The organism is Dendronalium sp. ChiSLP03b, assembly GCF_034531165.2.
GTDB classification, from domain to species: domain Bacteria; phylum Cyanobacteriota; class Cyanobacteriia; order Cyanobacteriales; family Nostocaceae; genus Dendronalium; species Dendronalium minutum.
Window position 1 is genome coordinate 1 of the sequence record NZ_JAVRBR020000110.1, and the last position, 17,068, is coordinate 17,068.

Consider the following 17,068-nt stretch of genomic DNA (forward strand, 5'->3'; position numbering starts at 1 on the left):
CGAAGCAATCCTCGTGTTGTCAAAAAAACTAGAGCCAAATTTCCGAACAAAAAGCCCATACATAGAACCCAAACAGCTAAATTACAAACACTCACTTTTTCAGTAATTAACACCGCTTAGAACTTAACCGAACCGTATTGGTGGTGTAGGGGTTTTAAACACCTAACATACTGCAACCACTGATGTTCCCTATCTCACCGCTAGCCTGCGGCAAAGCCTAAGAGCGAACGCATCTACACAATGCTTCAATACCTAAGAAATACAGCATTTTTAATTTCGCGTAGCAGTACTAACCTAATAGTCATATCTCAACTCAGGCGAGCAAAAACGTAGTCACGGGTGCGAGAATCAATAGGGTTGGAAAAGATTTTTTTTGTAGTACCAAACTCAACCATTTGACCGATTCGATTGTCATTAGTATGAAAGAAAGCTGTAAAATCAGATATGCGAGCAACTTGCTGCAAATTGTGACTAATAATCACCATTGTTAATTCAGAACGCAAGCGCAAACTCTGGATTAAAGTCTCGACTTTCATGCTAGCAATTGGATCGAGACCAAAACAAGGCTCATCCATCAGGAGAATTTTTGGTTTGACTGCTAAAGTACGGGCAATGCATAATCGCTGTTGTTGACCGGCAGAAAGTTCTAAAGCCGATTTATGCAATTTGTTTTTCACTTCATCCCAAAGGTCAGCATCTTTAATTGCAGATTCTATAATCTCATCTAATTCTACTTTCGGTCGCCATCCTACTATTTTTACCCCATAGGCAACATTATCATAAACGCTCATGGGAAAAAGATTTGGCTTGGGAAGTACCATGCTTACTTGCCGACGTAGCCGATTTAAGTTAATCCGACGCTCATAAATACTTTGATTAAAAAATTCTACTTTCCCCTCAACTTGCACTTCTCCTTCTAATTCGCACATACGATTTAGACATTTTATAAAAGTCGATTTTCCACAACCACTCGGGCCAATAATTGCTGTTACTTTGCTTTGATAAATATCCATCGATACTCCTTCGAGTATCTTTTGGGTTTCGTAATAAAAATTGAGATTTTTGACTTTAATGGCTGGAATTAGTTTATTCATTTCTAGAAAAACATTTGCAATAAATATTGACTCAACAAAAAATTTGTGAAGCCAATATGGACTCCTCTTGGCTCCGAAGAGCTAAGGTCAGCATTCGTTGATAGCTAAACAGCAGTATGGAGTAGTAGATATTTACATCAAAATTAACGTCGATTTTGGCATACTTCAGTCAAAAGCAACTGTTTATCTTTAAATTCAAAAGTTGCTAAAGTCATTTCATCAATTCAAAATCAAGCAACTAACAATATAGTGACTTTTTGCGATCGCCTAACTAGTTCAAATTGAAATGATACGTTTTTTGTGCTGAAATTGTCATCTAATTATCGCATTAGTTTATACTGCTATCTGGAGTATAGCTAGTTTATAACCTTCAGTCTATATACAAGTAAATTTACGGGATAAATTTGGTAGAGTGAAGCTACAGTAATAATTCGTCGAAAACCTACCTTAACCAAAACGCCCAGAAACATAGTCATGGGTGCGGGAATCGATTGGGTTGTTAAAAATTTGTTCTGTAGTGCCAAATTCAACCATTTGACCAATACGACTCTCATCAGTACTGAAGAAAGCTGTGAAATCGGAGACGCGAGTTGCTTGCTGCATGTTGTGGGTAACGATCGCGATCGTCAATTCCGAGCGTAAACTATGGATTAGTTCTTCAACTTTCATAGTAGCGATGGGGTCAAGAGCCGAACAAGGCTCATCCATTAGTAGAACTTTTGGTTTGACTGCTAAAGCACGGGCAATACATAGTCGCTGTTGTTGACCGCCAGAAAGCCCTAAAGCTGATTTATTTAGCTTATCTTTCACCTCATCCCAGAGAGCAGCACCTTTGAGGGCAGATTCGACAATTTCGTCTAATTCTGCTTGCGATCGCCTGCGTGATATTCTCATACCGTAGGCAACATTTTCATAAATGCTCATAGGAAAAGGATTTGGCTTTTGAAACACCATCCCAATGTGGCGACGTAGCCGATTTAAATTGATGCGAGAGTCATAAATATTTTGGCCCAAAAATTCTACGCTTCCTTCCACTTTTACAGAACCTTCTAATTCACTAATACGATTGAGGGTTTTAATGAAGGTAGATTTACCACAACCACTAGGGCCAATAATTGCAGTTACTTGGTTCTGGTAAATATCCATTGACACCCCTTCAATCGCTTTAGAAGTGCTGTAGTAAAAACTTAAATTTTTGACTTTAATGGCTGGAATTAAATTATTCATATTTACCAAAACTGCGAAATAAAAAATAATAATTATTGGAGATTTTTATTTTCTCTTTCTTGTAACTAAACGAGAGACAAGACTGACGCATAAAACTAAGCCTAGTAGGACTATGGAAGTAGTCCAGACTAATTGGTTTTTTTGTGGATCGGGGTCGTTGTAAAGATTAAAAATTAGTACTGGCAAAGAAGCTGTAGGACTTAATAAATCTGCTGACCAATCTAGGCTAAACAAAGCAGTAAAAAGTAGAGGTGCTGTTTCACCAGCAGCACGCGCTACGGCTAATAATATGCCTGTGGTAATTCCGGGTATGGCAGCTGTAACCACAATACGAAAAGTAGTTTGGAAGCGAGTACCACCCAAAGCAGCGGAAGCGAGGCGTTGTTCGACAGGAATTAGTTTTAAGGCTTCTTCTGTTGTCAGAACGATTACAGGTAACATGATTGCAGCTAAAGCAAAACCACCAGCGATCGCACTAAATCCTTTAGTAACTAAAACGATAACACCATAAGCGAACACACCCACTACAATTGAAGGAACACCAGTAAGAATAGTAGTGATAAAGCGAACAACGCGAGCTGTTGGGTTAGTTTGACCAAATTCTGCTAAAAATATACCTGTTAACATGCCCACAGGAATACTGAGTAGCGAAGCAATCCCCACAATTGTTACTGTTCCTAAAATGGCATTGCCAAACCCATAATCAATCACTGATTTGACAAACATATCTGGTTTTAAACCAGATATTCCGCGATTGAGAATTTCCCACAAAATAGATAGTAAAGGAATTAGCGCTAAACCTGTAAAAGCAAAGGCGATCGCATTCATCCCATAAGTAAATAATAGTCTTGCTGTTGGTAGAGGTTTGTATAATTCTGTTGCTAAAGATTCTTCTATTTCAGACTGTTGATAACCACTCATAATAATTCGTAATTCGTAATTCGTAATTCGTAATTAATACATACTTATTCGGTTAGTTATTATCTATTTTTCCTACGAACCCACTGCACCAATAACACAGCACCAATATTTACAGCTAGAGTCAACCCAAACAAAATCAATCCCAAATAGCTTAAAGCGCCAATGTGCAAACCTGGTTCAGCTTCGGCAAATTCATTAGCTAATACAGAAGGAATTGTATAAGCTGGATCGAGTAAAGAAGCACTGATTTGAGCAGAGTTACCAATTACCATAGTTACAGCCATTGTTTCACCCAAAGCGCGTCCTAGGGCAAGCATTGCTGCACTCACAATTCCCGAAAATCCAGCTGGTAATAATATCCGAAAAATTGTTTCCCAACGAGTGCTACCTAAAGCCATCGATGCGCTACGTAATTCTTTAGGTATCGCCAGTAAGACATCACGGGTAATAGCTGCCATTGTCGGCAAAATCATAATGGCTAGAATAATTCCCGCAGTTAACATATTTGTTCCTACAGGGTATTCTGAATTAAATAATAGTATCCATTTAAAATGAATAGCTAACCACTTTTGTAGGGGTTCTAAAACTGGAATAAAGATAAAAATACTCCACAGACCAATAATGACGCTAGGAATTGCTGCAATTAACTCAACAACAAATGCTAGGGTAGTTTGTACAGATGGTGCTAAGAAATTTTCACTAGTTACTAATGCAATGGCTATACCTACTGGTACAGCAAATAAAATTGCGATCGCACTACTGACTAACGTTCCATAAATATAAGGTAATGCACCAAAAATTTGGTTCCCTGTATCCCAATCTTGACTCCACAAAAACCCAATTCCAAACTTAACAATAGCTGGTTGAGCTTCACGGAAAATTACCCAACTCATCGTAAATAACAATGCAACAGTAGCCACCGCAAAAACATATACTAGCCATGTAAAACCTTTGTCAAGCCAAAAATTTGTACCATCGCTAGCTGTCAATTCAAGATTTGCATCACTAGATTTTGCTTGAATTGATGAATTTTTATCGGCTGGTTGAGATGAATTTGACATGAAGAAAAATCAAGATAGTAAACTATTTACATAGTATTAAGGTGGGCTGTTAACCCACCCTATTTAGAGAAAAGAAGTAAGGTTGTAAATTGGGGTTTATTTAACAGTGCTATTCACTGTCTGAAGTACGCGACTAACCACATCAGCAGGAATTTTAGTGTAGTTGAGGTCATCGTTATATTGTTGACCGTCTTGCAACACCCAGTTAATCCATTTTTTGACAGCATTCGCTTTATTAGCGTTACCGTACTGTTTGTAAATCATCATCCAGGTAAGCCCAACAATAGGATAACCCTGTCCTGGATCTCCCACAAAAACGCGGTAGTTATTGGGAAAACTTACAGTTGCTAAAGCGGAGTTTGCAGATTGTAAAGAAGGAGATACAAATTCTCCCGTTTTGTTTTGTATCTGTGCTGATTTCAGATTGTTTTTAACAGCGTAAGCATATTCTACATAGCCAATAGCTCCAGGGGTACGAGCTACTAAGGCAGCTACACCAGGGTTGCCTTTGCCTTTTAAGACATTTGGCAAAGTCCATTTTGGAGCAGTGTTAGCTCCAATTCTACCTTTGAAGTAGGAACTGATGGCACTCAAGTGATTAGTAAAAATAAAAGTTGTACCGCTACCATCAGCACGAACAACAAACTTAATTGGTTGATTTGGTAGATTTACACCAGGGTTATCGGCTTTAATTTTTGCGTCGCCCCAGTTGGTAATTTGACCAGCAAAAATTGCTGGTAATGTAGAGCGAGATAATTTTAGGTTGTTAACACCTGGAAGATTGTAAACAACTGAAACTGCGCCACCTGCTGTAGGTACTAAGATTACCCCATTCTTGACTTTATTGATTTCATCATCTTTCATTGCGGCATCACTACCACCAAAGTCAACAGTTCCGGCAATGACTTGACGAATACCGCCACCGCTACCTATTCCTTGGTAGTTAATTGTTAAATCTGGATGTTTCTTTTTAACTTCACGCGCATATCTTTCATAAAGAGGAGCTGGAAAAGTTGCTCCTGCTCCATTGAGAGTTTCTGCTTGGGCGATCGCTGTTAAAATAGGACTTAGAACAACAACAGATGTTACCAATGAAGTAGTAAATACTCCACGTAAAGCAGTAGTTGAAAAACTCATATTACTCCGTAGTTTAAGGAATAGTTTCTGCTGCGATCGCAGCTTTAGACAAGCTATAGTATTTATTAATCAAATCAATTTAAAAATAGGTAAATGAAAAGTTAAAATATGTTTAAGTTACTTTAGAAAATAGATTTTATAATTAATTTTTAAGCATTTTTTAAATGGTATGGCAAACTTAAGCTCAAGAAAATTATATATAGCAATCCTAAATCATAGGTAATAAAAAAATACCCGACTCATTTAAGAAGTCGGGTATATATGGCTATCTATTCTCAAAAATTAAATGTAACTACTACATATAGGACTACTATTTAATTTTTGAACAAGACTCAGAGATAATACTGAAGAGTATAAAAGTCTAATAAAAAACGTTTAAGTAGAAAGGTGCAAATAAACAGAACTATATTACGAAAAGTCAATTCAACTAAAACACTCTTCCCTTCTGCCATCTACCGTCTGCCCTCTGCCTTGTCTTAATGATAAATATTCACGCCGACCTACTTACGTTGAACTTGAGTTAACGTTCAACTTTCCCAATAACTAACGACTCATTACCTACTGTGGTATAGGGGATTTAAGAATCCGAGGACACTTACTAGAGTGAAACAATATTTAAGTTCACTGATTTATTTTGCTGTTGTATCTGTTGGATAAAAAACTCTTCTAAGGAGTTACGGGACAAGCTGATAGAAATGATTTGCCCACCCATAAGGCGGAGACTGCCAAGAAAATCATAGTAATCTTGTTGTAGTGTGCCTTGCCAAGAACCATCAGGCTGAAAAACTAGACCAGGTATCCATTTTTTAAGAACTTCCCAGTCACCACCTTGACCTTTGACATAATATGTATCTTGGCTACCTAATAGCTCATTGAGGGAGCCAGAACAAATTAATTCACCTTGAGAGAGGATAGCAACGCGATCGCAAATTTGCTCAACCTCACTGAGAATATGGCTGTTAAAAAAAATTGTCTTACCCGCAGCTTTCAGCGACAGGATAATTTCCCGCATCTGGTAGCGTCCCACTGGATCTAGACCAGACATTGGTTCATCCAGAAATATTAATTCTGGTTCGTTAATTAATGCCTGTGCCATACCAACACGTTGTAGCATACCTTTCGAGTAGCGACGCATCTGCTTTTTACGTGCATCAGCTATAGGTAAACCTACCAATTCTAGTAGTTGTGGAATACGTTGGCGTTGTACATTTGGGGAAATTTGAAATAACCCAGCGGCTAGCTGCAAAAATTCCCAACCCGTGAGATAGTCATACAAGTAGGGATTTTCTGGTAAGTAGCCGATGCGTCGTTTGACATCGCGATCGCCCAGTGGTCTGCCAAACAAAAGTCCCCGTCCAGAGGTGGGACGGATAATTCCCAACAACAATTTTAAAAGCGTAGTTTTACCAGCACCATTTGGTCCTAGTAACCCAAAGGTTTCGCCTTTGTAAACTTTTATAGAGCAATTTTTGAGAGATACGATTTTTTGATTCAGCCAAAAGCCTGTGCGATAGACTTTTCGCAACTCAGAAGTGAGAACTGCTGGCGGAGGGCCTGTTACAGACTTCATCTCGATTTAATTACCACTTACCAATTACCAAGGTTACACTTGCGACTGCAATTTAGTATGCCAAATAGAATACAGGAGGTTTTTGGTTTTTGATTCCTAGTAACTTTCCTTATTCTGCACTCAAGCAAACCAAATGCATATCAGCTTACTAATTGCAGCTTACCCAACGAACTGACAAATGCCGCCATTAGGTTTGTCAATTATGGCAAACCAAGTTGGAAATGGGGAGTGGGGATTGGGAATTGAGGATTGGGGAGTTATTTTCTTTGTCACCGCGTCACCGCATCCCTTCATCCCCCCCCTTCCTTCACAAAACTCCTTTAGAACTGGGAATTGTACCAGCACGACGAGAGTCAATCTCCACCGCTATCCGCGTTGCCCTAGCAAACGCCTTAAATGTTGCTTCAATAATGTGATGGGAATTAATACCATCCAGTTGGCGAATATGCAGTGTCAGTTGACTATGATTTACTAGGGCCACAAAGAATTCGCGCACTAACTGGGTGTCATAGGTTCCTACGCGTTGGGTAGGAATTTCTAAGCCGTAGCTGAGGTGAGGGCGACCAGAAAAGTCTAGTGCTACCTGAACTAAAGCTTCATCCAAAGGCGCAAGAAAATTGCCAAAGCGGACAATACCTTTCCTATCGCCTAGTGCTTTACTCAAGGCTTGCCCTAGAGTAATACCTACATCTTCATTGGTATGATGGTCATCAATTTCCCAGTCTCCTTGCGCTTTGACTTCTAAGTCAATCAGCCCGTGGGAGGCAATTTGATGCAACATGTGATCCAAAAACGGAATCCCAGTTGCAGCCGTACACATTCCTGTACCATCCAGGTTAATACTAACTTGCACATCAGTTTCACCAGTGGTGCGGTGAACAGAGGCAACTCGAGAAGTTTGAATAATTTGGCGTTCGCTTATTTGCATAGGGAGTTAAGAGTTAGGAGTTAGGAGTTAGGAGTTATGAATTCTTAACTCCTCACTCATCACTCATCACTTTATCGCTTTACATTCCCATGATTTCATATCCTGAATCTACATACAGGACTTGCCCTGTAATTCCGCTAGCCAGATCGCTAGACAAGAAAGCAGCAGTATTGCCGACTTCTTCTTGAGTGACAGTGCGTCGCAGGGGTGCAACTTGCTCTACATGGTGAATCATGTCCAAAATACCTCCCACTGCTGAAGATGCCAAAGTCCGAATTGGACCTGCTGAGATGGCATTCACCCTAATATTTTGTGGTCCTAATTCGGATGCTAAATAACGCACGCTTGCTTCTAATCCCGCCTTGGCAACTCCCATGACGTTATAGTTAGGAATCGCCCGCACACCGCCTAAATATGTCAGAGTGATGATACTACCTCCCTCTGTCATCAAAGGTTTAGCCGCACCACTTAGTTGCACCAGTGAGTAAGTGCTGATTTCTAAAGCAGTCTTGAAGCCAGAACGAGAAGTTTGACTAAAATCTCCGCTCAAATCGTCTTTGTTAGCAAAGGCCAGACAGTGGATGAGAATGTCTAGCTTTCCCCATTTATCGCGGATAGTTTCAAAAGTAGACTGAATCTGTTCATCGTTTTGAACATTACAGGGAAGAAATAAGCTGGGATTGAGAGGTTCTACCAATTCCGCAACTTTTTTCTCCATTTTGCCTCGGTCATCTGGCAAGTAGGTAATACCCAAGTTAGCTCCTGCTTTGTGCAGTTGTTGAGCAATACCCCAGGCGATCGAGCGGTTATTGGCAATACCTGTGACCAAAGCGTTTTTTCCAGTCAGATTAAGCATAGAAATTTTCAATGCGATCGATCATTAGGAGCATACTAGAATCTGATGCCGACTTACCATCAAAGATAGTAATTGAACTACAAGGGGGATGAATCAATTCAAAATTAAAACTGCTGACTGATGACGGATGAATACTAGTTACCACTCTACCCTTCTCCTCAGGTCGCCGCTGGGCAAACAGGTTCTCCAAAGGAGTATGGAAAGCCGGGCAAAGCGCGTCTACAAGTCGGCAAAGCTGCCCGATACATTGGCTGTTGATGACGGATGAATGCCAATTGCTTCAAGTCGGCAAAGTTGCCCAATGCACTGGCTCATGATGATTCTTGACTTCTGCTGTATCAATGCAACTTGGTATGCGGCAAGTTTATCTTTACTTTGCACAAAATTTGCAAAAATGATGATTGAGATGTGTGTTTGCTATGAAAAAATCCCCAACTATTCCTTAAGATATCGTAAATTTTTCGGCAAAAAACCTGATGACTACAAATGTGCAAGTACCTATAACAACTACTAGCTAAAAACATGAAAAATTATGTATCATTATGAACAAATAACTATCAAGTTGTAGGTTTGAGTATAGGAAAGTACAGAAAGGTTGACGGTGCTTTATTGATTTTTCAGGTGTATTCTTAGGTAATCAGTTTTTGTTTTTCCGGCATTGGGTAGGGGAAGGGAGATGATCGTGACACAAGATAAAGCCCTAGCAAATGTTTTTCGTCAGATGGCGACCGGAGCGTTTCCGCCGGTTGTGGAAACGTTTGAACGCAATAAAACGATCTTTTTTCCTGGAGATCCTGCCGAACGAGTTTATTTCCTTTTGAAGGGTGCTGTGAAACTTTCCAGGGTATATGAGGCAGGAGAGGAAATAACGGTAGCACTGCTGCGGGAAAATAGTGTTTTTGGTGTATTGTCACTGCTGACAGGAAACAAGTCGGATCGGTTTTACCATGCGGTTGCATTTACGCCTGTTGAATTACTGTCAGCACCAATTGAACAAGTAGAGCAAGCGCTCAAGGAAAATCCAGAATTATCAATGTTAATGCTGCGGGGTCTATCTTCGCGGATCTTACAAACAGAGATGATGATTGAAACCTTAGCTCACCGAGATATGGGTTCGAGATTGGTGAGTTTTCTATTGATTCTCTGTCGTGATTTTGGTGTTCCTTGTGCCGATGGAATCACAATCGATCTGAAGTTATCTCACCAAGCGATCGCTGAAGCAATTGGTTCTACTCGCGTTACCGTCACCAGATTGCTGGGCGATTTACGCGAGAAAAAGATGATTTCTATCCACAAAAAGAAGATCACTGTGCATAAACCTGTTACCTTAAGTAGGCAGTTCACTTAAAAGCAATTGGGAAAAGGGATGGTGTCAGGTATTGTGTTATTAAGAAAAAATAAAGATGTCAGTTGCCAAAATTCAGTAAAACTGTGTGCAACTGGTGTACGAAATAAATGGGTTTAATACCCCAACCAATTAGTGGCAGGTTTGAATCAAGCGCCAATTGCATTCTGCCTTCTGAATTCGACTTCTGTATTCTTCATTCAAAGATGACACTCATAGCTGGAGTAAATCTAAAATCTTTAGTAATTTCAGCTATTGCCAACCTCCCCTCTTCCACAGATAATGATTGAAAGTAGTAGGCTGTATCTGGAAGCATTTCGGTAGCTGAAGATGACCACCGGGTACATCCTCATAGCAGCAATTTTAATTCTGGGAGGCGTGATTGCCACTGTTGGCGATCGCATCGGCACGCGAGTAGGCAAAGCACGTCTCTCATTATTCAACCTCCGTCCTAAAAACACGGCTGTTCTGGTAACTATTCTGACTGGTGGATTAATTTCGGCATCAACCCTAGCGATTTTATTCGCTGCTGATGAAGGATTGCGGAAAGGAGTTTTCGAGTTAGAGGATATTCAAAGAGATTTGAGAAACAAGCGGGAACAACTCAAAACCGCAGAAACTCAAAAAAGCCAAGTAGAGAATGAATTAAATCAAGCAAGAAAAGAACAAACACAGGCGCAGCAAGACTTGCAGATAATCAATCAATCTTTGCAAGCGGCTAACGCCAAACAACGAGAAACGCAAGCTCAACTGAACCGCACCATTAGTCAACAAGCCCAAACTCAAGCTAGACTCCAAGGTACTCAAAGCCAGCTAGATAAAGTAGCAAATCAGTACCAACAAGCCATAGCTGAACTACAAAACGTTAACAATCAGAGAAAGGCACTACAGGCGGCAGTTGCCCAACTGAAGGAAGAACGCGAAAGATTGTACGTCGAAGCTAACAAGGCCATTGATGAAGCCAAAACAGCTATTGAAAAACGCGATCGCGAACTTGCCAATCGACAGCTAGCAATTGAACTGCGCGACCAAAAAATTGCTCAATTGGATCGATTAATTCAAAAACGCAATCAAGAAGTTACTTCGCGAGAACAAGTGCTTGCTAAGCAGGAATCTCGCCTCAAAGAATTGGAAAAACAACAGGATTTTTTAGAACAGGAAGTAGCAAGACTGGAGAAATATTACCAGTCATACCGAGACTTGCGTTTGGGTAAGCTGGCCCTAATACGCGGTCAAGTTCTAGCTTCTGCCGTAGTTCGAGTTGACCAAGCTGCCGTTGCCCGTCAGGCGGTGATGCAACTTTTACAGGAAGCCAATCGCAACGCCAATATAGAATTAACGGAACCCGGCACCAACCCAGCAAATCTGGAGATATTGCGCGTTACCCAAGATAAAGTTGAGCAACTAATTAAGCAGATTAATGATGGTCGAGAATACGTGGTGCGAATTTTCTCTGCCGGCAATTACGTCAGGGGAGAAAAGCAGATAGAATTTTTTGCCGATGCGGCACGAAATCAACTAGTCTTTTCAGGAGGTCAGATTTTAGCTTCAACTACTGCCGATCCCAAAACCATGACATCTTATCAGGTGCGACAAAGACTCGATCTGCTGATTTCTGCTTCCCAATTTCGTGCCCGTAATGCCGGAATTGTAGAAAATGTCCAAATAGACGGCACTTTTTTGCGCTTTCTCACCCAATTGAGACAATACAATCAGTCCTTGGAAATTAAAGCGATCGCGGCAGAGGACACTTATACAGCCGGGCCTTTGAGAGTCAAGCTAGTAGCAATCATCAACGGACAAGTAATTTTTAGTACTTAACAAAATGTTGAGTAAATTAAGCTGAGGGAGGCGCTGTGACTAGGTACAGAGATGACGATCCGGTCGTTATCTGGGTACGTGCAGTACTACCATGAGTATGGGCAAGACCTCAGCGACATCGGCGTTCGCCATTCACATGGAATCTTCGGTAATAAAAATTCAGATTAGCCTGAACCTAAAAACGTTTGCAAGCCTCGATCGGTAAAATCTAAGCATATGATTGCATTTATAGATTTTTAATTTTTAATTTTTAATTACTTATGACTTTCAGGGAATTCTCACCAACGCAACCCGTTATTTTGGGCTTCGATCCAGGTAAAGACAAATGTGGTTTAGCAGTGATGGGACTCGATCGGCAAATACATTATCACGAAGTTGTACCTGCAAAAGAAGCGATCGCTACCATTGGTACATTACAGCAGAACTTTCCCATTTCCTTGTTGGTAATGGGCAACCAAACTACAGCCAAGCGGTGGAAACAGCAACTGTCTGAGGAATTGACAGAAGCCCTGAATATTATTTTGGTGGATGAGCGTTACACCACCTTAGAAGCACGCGATCGCTATTGGCAGATGTACCCCCCTAAGGGACTAACAAAGCTATTGCCACAGGGTATGCGGCAACCGCCACGACCAATAGATGACATTGTTGCTATCCTCTTAATCGAAAGGTATTTAAATCGTCTTACTAGTGAGGAGTGAAGAGTGAAAGTTACATCATAAACTCCTAACTCCTGTACAGACGCGATTAATGAGCCAGCGCGTTGCAAAGCCAGTCTCGTGGTGAGGCAGCGCGGTCTTGGGGAGCCACTGCGGTCTTGGGGTTTCCCCAAGACCGCAGTGGCTTCCCGTTGTAGCGACTAGCATCGCGTCTCTCCTAACTTTTAAAGCTCAGCTCGAATAGTAAAAGCATAGTCTCCTCCAGGCTCTAGCTGGTAATCTTGTTGCTCCAAGAAGCGACCGAGGGGTTCTTTGATTAAGGCACGACCTTGGGAAGGCTTAACAGAAAGTTCTCCCCGGCGGAAATGCCATTGGAAATGCCACTCAAAATCACCCGCGCTGACTTCGCCCTCAAGAAAGCCGTGTTGCCAAGATTGGCGGGTAACTCTGACATGGGCGATGGTTTCTGGCAGACGTTTGGCACTCACAATGCTTTATGTCAAGTGTGGGATAACAGCCCACCATGTAGGCTACTTATTTTATTTACCAAACATAGCTGAAATAGACAAACTCATAAAGAAAGAGGAGCCTAATAAGCCGATCCGCCTTTAAATAGACAGAAGAACGCGCTAATGCCAGTTGCCTGCAAAGAGAAGTTGCTAGGAGGCAGAACGCAAAGAAGCAGAGATGGAATTTGAATTTGGAAGTCCCTTAACCTTACAAAATCTGGTCAATCATCTGGTTCGCTTGAGAACTATAACTACCACCAAATAAATTGAAGTGATTCAAAATGTGGTAAAGATTATAAAGTGTTTTTCGGCGTTCATAGCCTGCATTTAAAGGAAATACTTCGTTGTAACCTTTGTAAAAGGCTGCCGGAAACCCCCCAAATAGTTCTGTCATGGCAATATCAACTTCTCTATCCCCAAAATAAGTTGCAGGGTCAAAAATCACTGGTTCTCCCAATGCTGTACACCCAGCATTTCCGCCCCATAAATCCCCATGTACTAAGGATGGTTGCACTTCATGTTCTGCCAACAGATCGGGAATGGCTTGCAGTAACTCATTTTGTTTGGGAAAGCTACCACCCCGCCACCTTGCCAACTGAAATTGATAACCTAGGCGATGTTTGGCATAAAATTCTGACCAATCTGCTGTCCAAGTGTTGATTTGCGGTGTGGAACCAATTGTATTATTCATGTCCCAGCCGAAACCTTTTGGGCTAGTGGCTTTGTGCATCGCCGCCAACTTGCGTCCCATCTCTGTCCAAAATTGAGTATTGCCTCCCCCCATATCCAGCCATTCCAATACGATGTAGCTAGAATTACCAACCGTACCCCAGCAAATCGGTTCTGGGACGCGAATACTATGTGTTTCCAGCATTTGCTTTAAGCCCTGCACTTCAGCCTCAAACATCGCAACTTGAGATGCTTGGTTAAGCTTGACGAAGTAAGTCACTTTACTATCAGATACAGCATAGCCTTGGTTGATGCATCCACCACCAACCGATCGCCGCTGTTCGTTATGAAATTTTTCGCCAGTTACCTGGCTAATATGGGCATCAATCTCAGTCCACATTGTTGAATTAGAGAGTAGGGACTGGGGACTGGGGACTGGGGACTAGAGAATGGGGAAGAATTTTCTCAATACCTAATACCCAATACCTAATCCCCAATCCCTAATTTACAATGGCTTCATCACAACTACACCATAAGCATCTGGGTCAAGATACTGATTTGCTGCTTGCATCAAGTCAGTTGCATTTTGGGCTTGAATGTAAGCTGGGTAGTTAAAGGCTGGTTCCAAATCTCCGACTAGAGATTGATAGTAACCATACAATCCAGCGCGATCGCTTGGTGTTTCATTACCAAAAATAAATCTGTTCGCCACTCGCCGCCGCACGCGCTCAATTTCTTTTTCAGAGATTAACTCTGTTTGTAACCTACTCATGTGTTGAGCGATCGCATTCTCGACAGCTGGTAAATTTTCTACTTCACACTTAGCCGAAATATAAAACGTCCCTTGCAGTAGATTGCTCATATTGCTCACAGATATCGAAGACACCAATCCTCGTTCTTCCCGCAAGTCCTGCACTAATCTTGATGTCCGTCCGTGTCCCAAAATTCCTGCCAAAACATCCAGTCCATAAGTTTGCTCTAACTGGTTTAATCCAGGAACCCGCCAAACCATTACTATTCTCGCCTGCTGGAGGCTTTCATCAACAAATTCCCGACGGACAATTTCTGTAAATGCAGGTTCAGGCTTTGGTGCTGAGTGTGCTGTACAGACGCGATTAATTGCGTCTGTACAAGAGTTAGGAGTGTTAATAGTTTGAGTAAATTTCTCGGCAATAATTGCAATTAATTCTTCTTCTGGTAAATTGCCCACAGCCACAGCAGTAATTGAGTGGGGTTGATACCAACTAGCGTGAAAATCTCGCATCTGCTGGGCTTTGAGTTGGGCTATGACTGCTTCTGGCCCCAATACCGGACGGCGATAGGGTAGGTTATCAAATGCGGTTTCCATTGCCCGGCGAAATGTACGCCGACGAGGATTATCGTCTGAACGTTTGATTTCTTCTATGACTACGAATCGCTCGCGTTCAAAGGCATCGTCAGGAATACTAGCATTAAATACTACGTCAATTTGTAGCGGTGCGAGTTCTGCAAAGTCTTTGGGAGCAGTGGTTATATAGTAATGAGTATAGTCTTGGCTCGTAGCAGCATTAGTAACAGCACCTCGCTCTTCAATTCGCCGCTCAAACTCGCCGCTAGCCAGTCGCTCAGTGCCCTTAAAAATCATATGCTCTAAAAAGTGAGCCATGCCGTTAATGGCATCAGATTCTACAGCTGAACCAACTTTAATCCAGAGGCTGAGGTTCACGGCTTCAATAGGCATTTGTTCCGCGATAATTGTCAAACCATTGGGTAACTGGTGCAGCTTAGGGGCATTGAGACGAGGAAATTGCAGCAGAGTTGAGGTCATTGGTCGTGGTGAGTGAAGGGCTACTTTACTTCTTTATCTTATCCACGACTTAAAATAAACACCGCGATCGCCAACCATGTCAATTTTGGATTTTGGATTGCAAAAGACACCTGCGATTGATATATACAGGCAATATTGAGGCTTTATTTGTATATTTGGGAACTCTAAATTAGAGATACATACGTGAGGATAATTCCTATGTCTAGAAGCCCGATTAGTGCGACTTTAGCCCAAAAAGATAGAGATGCTTTGTTGCAAGCCATTACCACCATCAAAGAAAAGCTACCATTCTTAATTGATTTGAGTAACGAAGAGCGGAAAGCTTTACCCAAGATGGGAGATAAGAGTCGTGCCTTTGTCAGTAAAGCGTTAGAAATAGCGACACAGAACCCAGAGTTTTTACCACGTTCTTTTGACTTAGAAGAAATGCGAAAGGATGTGCAATTATTTGAAGCGTTGTATCCATTATTGCTATCGTTGACCCAGTTGCAAGAATTGGTCGATGATACTTCTCTGGCGGTGGGTAGTGAAGCCTATGCAGCCGCGTTGCAGGTATATAACTATGCAAAAGCTAGCGGACAAACCGCAGGATTAGATGCAGTAGTGGGGGAAATGGGGCAAAGATTCGCCCGTAAATCTCGGAGAGTCAAGCCTCAAGCAGCAGCATTGTAGAAAATAACTCGGCGATCGCACTTTTGAGGTGCAATGTTGAGGCTCAGAACTTGGATATCGAAGTAAAAAGCTCGATGTTCCGTGTTCTGAGCTTGATTTTTCGAGTAAATTGCTCGACGTTTCGCGTTCAAAAGCAAAAGTTTTGAGTAAAAAGCTCGGAGTTTCGAGTTCTGGAGTCAATCTAAAGCTCGAACAGCAAAAATATAATCTTAATAAATCCCCCTTTTTAAGGGGGGTAGGGGGGATCAAAACTAGAAACTATGACGAATAACCTCAACAGTAGCGATTTCCATTTACCGTACAATCCAAAGCTTGTAGAAAGAGCGAAAAAACTTCGCAAAAACATGACCCCAGCAGAAAAAAAGCTGTGGTATGAATATCTGAGGAATTTTCAATTTCGGGTTTTAAGACAAAGACCGATTAATCATTTCATAGTTGATTTTTACTGTCCTACTTTACAAGCAGTGATTGAAGTTGATGGGGATAGCCATTTCACAGATGAAGGTCAAGACTATGACAGAGAGAGAACACATATTCTAGAAGGTTATGGTTTAAAGGTTCTCAGGTTTACTAATAGCCAAGTTTTAAATCAGTTTGATAGTGTGTGTGAGCAAATACAGGGTTTGATCCCCCCCAACCCCCCTTAAAAAGAGCAGGGCTGTTTCATTCCCGCTCAACAGGTAAAATTGCAAGTGTTGAGGGGATAAAAATCATGGGTGCTTCTCTGATTGAACATTTGCGGCAAGTTGAAGATTTCAGAACGACTGATGGTCGAAGACATCCACTTTGGTT

Annotated in this window: 17 protein-coding genes; 5 read left to right on the forward strand and 12 right to left on the reverse strand. The window is 41.5% G+C overall.

Annotation, left to right across the window (positions count from 1 at the left end; translation table 11 throughout):
- Window positions 1-308: 308 nt before the first annotated feature.
- The 8 genes from RMY31_RS25295 to fabI form a co-directional block, all read right to left on the reverse strand.
- Window positions 309-1,094 (reverse strand): phosphate ABC transporter ATP-binding protein, encoded by a 786-nt coding sequence (locus RMY31_RS25295; protein ID WP_322666975.1) that lies wholly within the window; start codon window positions 1,092-1,094, stop codon window positions 309-311.
- 447 nt (window positions 1,095-1,541) lie between these two features.
- Window positions 1,542-2,321: a phosphate ABC transporter ATP-binding protein PstB gene (gene pstB / locus RMY31_RS25300; RefSeq protein WP_322666973.1), complete on the reverse strand. Its 780-nt coding sequence runs from the start codon at window positions 2,319-2,321 to the stop codon at window positions 1,542-1,544.
- A 45-nt stretch (window positions 2,322-2,366) separates the two neighbouring features.
- Window positions 2,367-3,242 (reverse strand): phosphate ABC transporter permease PstA, encoded by an 876-nt coding sequence (gene pstA, locus RMY31_RS25305; RefSeq protein ID WP_322666971.1) that lies wholly within the window; start codon window positions 3,240-3,242, stop codon window positions 2,367-2,369.
- 59 nt (window positions 3,243-3,301) lie between these two features.
- The gene (gene pstC, locus RMY31_RS25310; protein ID WP_322666969.1) at window positions 3,302-4,303 is read right to left on the reverse strand and encodes a phosphate ABC transporter permease subunit PstC; all 1,002 of its coding nucleotides are present in this window, start codon (window positions 4,301-4,303) and stop codon (window positions 3,302-3,304) included.
- A 96-nt stretch (window positions 4,304-4,399) separates the two neighbouring features.
- A complete protein-coding gene (gene pstS / locus RMY31_RS25315; RefSeq protein ID WP_322666967.1) occupies window positions 4,400-5,440 on the reverse strand; it encodes a phosphate ABC transporter substrate-binding protein PstS in 1,041 nt (346 codons plus the stop codon).
- Between the two features lie 598 nt (window positions 5,441-6,038).
- Window positions 6,039-7,010, reverse strand: coding sequence for an ABC transporter ATP-binding protein (locus RMY31_RS25320; protein WP_322666966.1), 972 nt, complete (start codon window positions 7,008-7,010; stop codon window positions 6,039-6,041).
- Between the two features lie 307 nt (window positions 7,011-7,317).
- Window positions 7,318-7,938, reverse strand: a complete 621-nt coding sequence (gene hisB / locus RMY31_RS25325) for an imidazoleglycerol-phosphate dehydratase HisB (RefSeq protein ID WP_322666965.1) — start codon at window positions 7,936-7,938, stop codon at window positions 7,318-7,320.
- A gap of 79 nt (window positions 7,939-8,017) precedes the next feature.
- On the reverse strand, window positions 8,018-8,794 hold the full coding sequence (gene fabI, locus RMY31_RS25330; RefSeq protein WP_322666964.1) for an enoyl-ACP reductase FabI: 777 nt from the start codon (window positions 8,792-8,794) through the stop codon (window positions 8,018-8,020).
- 676 nt (window positions 8,795-9,470) lie between these two features.
- On the opposite strand from fabI, the gene ntcA reads away from it, so the two are divergent.
- From ntcA to RMY31_RS25345, 3 genes are all read left to right on the forward strand, one after another.
- The gene (ntcA, locus tag RMY31_RS25335) at window positions 9,471-10,142 is read left to right on the forward strand and encodes a global nitrogen regulator NtcA (protein ID WP_010998529.1); all 672 of its coding nucleotides are present in this window, start codon (window positions 9,471-9,473) and stop codon (window positions 10,140-10,142) included.
- A gap of 327 nt (window positions 10,143-10,469) precedes the next feature.
- Entirely contained in the window at window positions 10,470-11,960 is a 1,491-nt protein-coding gene (locus tag RMY31_RS25340) for a DUF3084 domain-containing protein (protein ID WP_322666962.1), read from the forward strand.
- Between the two features lie 260 nt (window positions 11,961-12,220).
- Window positions 12,221-12,661 (forward strand): pre-16S rRNA-processing nuclease YqgF, encoded by a 441-nt coding sequence (locus RMY31_RS25345; RefSeq protein ID WP_322666960.1) that lies wholly within the window; start codon window positions 12,221-12,223, stop codon window positions 12,659-12,661.
- Window positions 12,662-12,843: 182 nt separating this feature from the next.
- Here the strand turns inward: RMY31_RS25345 and RMY31_RS25350 are convergent, their stop codons facing one another.
- The 3 genes from RMY31_RS25350 to RMY31_RS25360 form a co-directional block, all read right to left on the reverse strand.
- On the reverse strand, window positions 12,844-13,107 hold the full coding sequence (locus RMY31_RS25350) for a DUF3146 family protein (protein ID WP_322666958.1): 264 nt from the start codon (window positions 13,105-13,107) through the stop codon (window positions 12,844-12,846).
- A gap of 229 nt (window positions 13,108-13,336) precedes the next feature.
- Window positions 13,337-14,197, reverse strand: a complete 861-nt coding sequence (locus RMY31_RS25355; protein ID WP_322666956.1) for a fructosamine kinase family protein — start codon at window positions 14,195-14,197, stop codon at window positions 13,337-13,339.
- Window positions 14,198-14,302: 105 nt separating this feature from the next.
- On the reverse strand, window positions 14,303-15,604 hold the full coding sequence (locus RMY31_RS25360; protein WP_322666954.1) for a pitrilysin family protein: 1,302 nt from the start codon (window positions 15,602-15,604) through the stop codon (window positions 14,303-14,305).
- Window positions 15,605-15,802: 198 nt separating this feature from the next.
- Between RMY31_RS25360 and RMY31_RS25365 the strand changes: the two genes are divergently transcribed.
- Complete coding sequence (locus RMY31_RS25365) at window positions 15,803-16,276, forward strand: hypothetical protein (RefSeq protein WP_322666952.1); 474 nt, start codon at window positions 15,803-15,805, stop codon at window positions 16,274-16,276.
- On the opposite strand, the gene RMY31_RS25370 is transcribed toward RMY31_RS25365, so the two are convergent.
- Window positions 16,258-16,407 carry a hypothetical protein gene (locus RMY31_RS25370; protein ID WP_322666950.1) on the reverse strand — a complete coding sequence of 50 codons (150 nt, stop codon included), beginning with the start codon at window positions 16,405-16,407 and terminating at the stop codon, window positions 16,258-16,260. The two genes, RMY31_RS25365 and RMY31_RS25370, sit on opposite strands and share 19 nt — an antisense overlap.
- Before the next feature lie 129 nt (window positions 16,408-16,536).
- Here RMY31_RS25370 and RMY31_RS25375 point away from each other — a divergent pair, with 129 nt between their 5' ends.
- Window positions 16,537-16,923 carry an endonuclease domain-containing protein gene (locus RMY31_RS25375; protein ID WP_322666948.1) on the forward strand — a complete coding sequence of 129 codons (387 nt, stop codon included), beginning with the start codon at window positions 16,537-16,539 and terminating at the stop codon, window positions 16,921-16,923.
- Window positions 16,924-17,068: the final 145 nt, after the last annotated feature.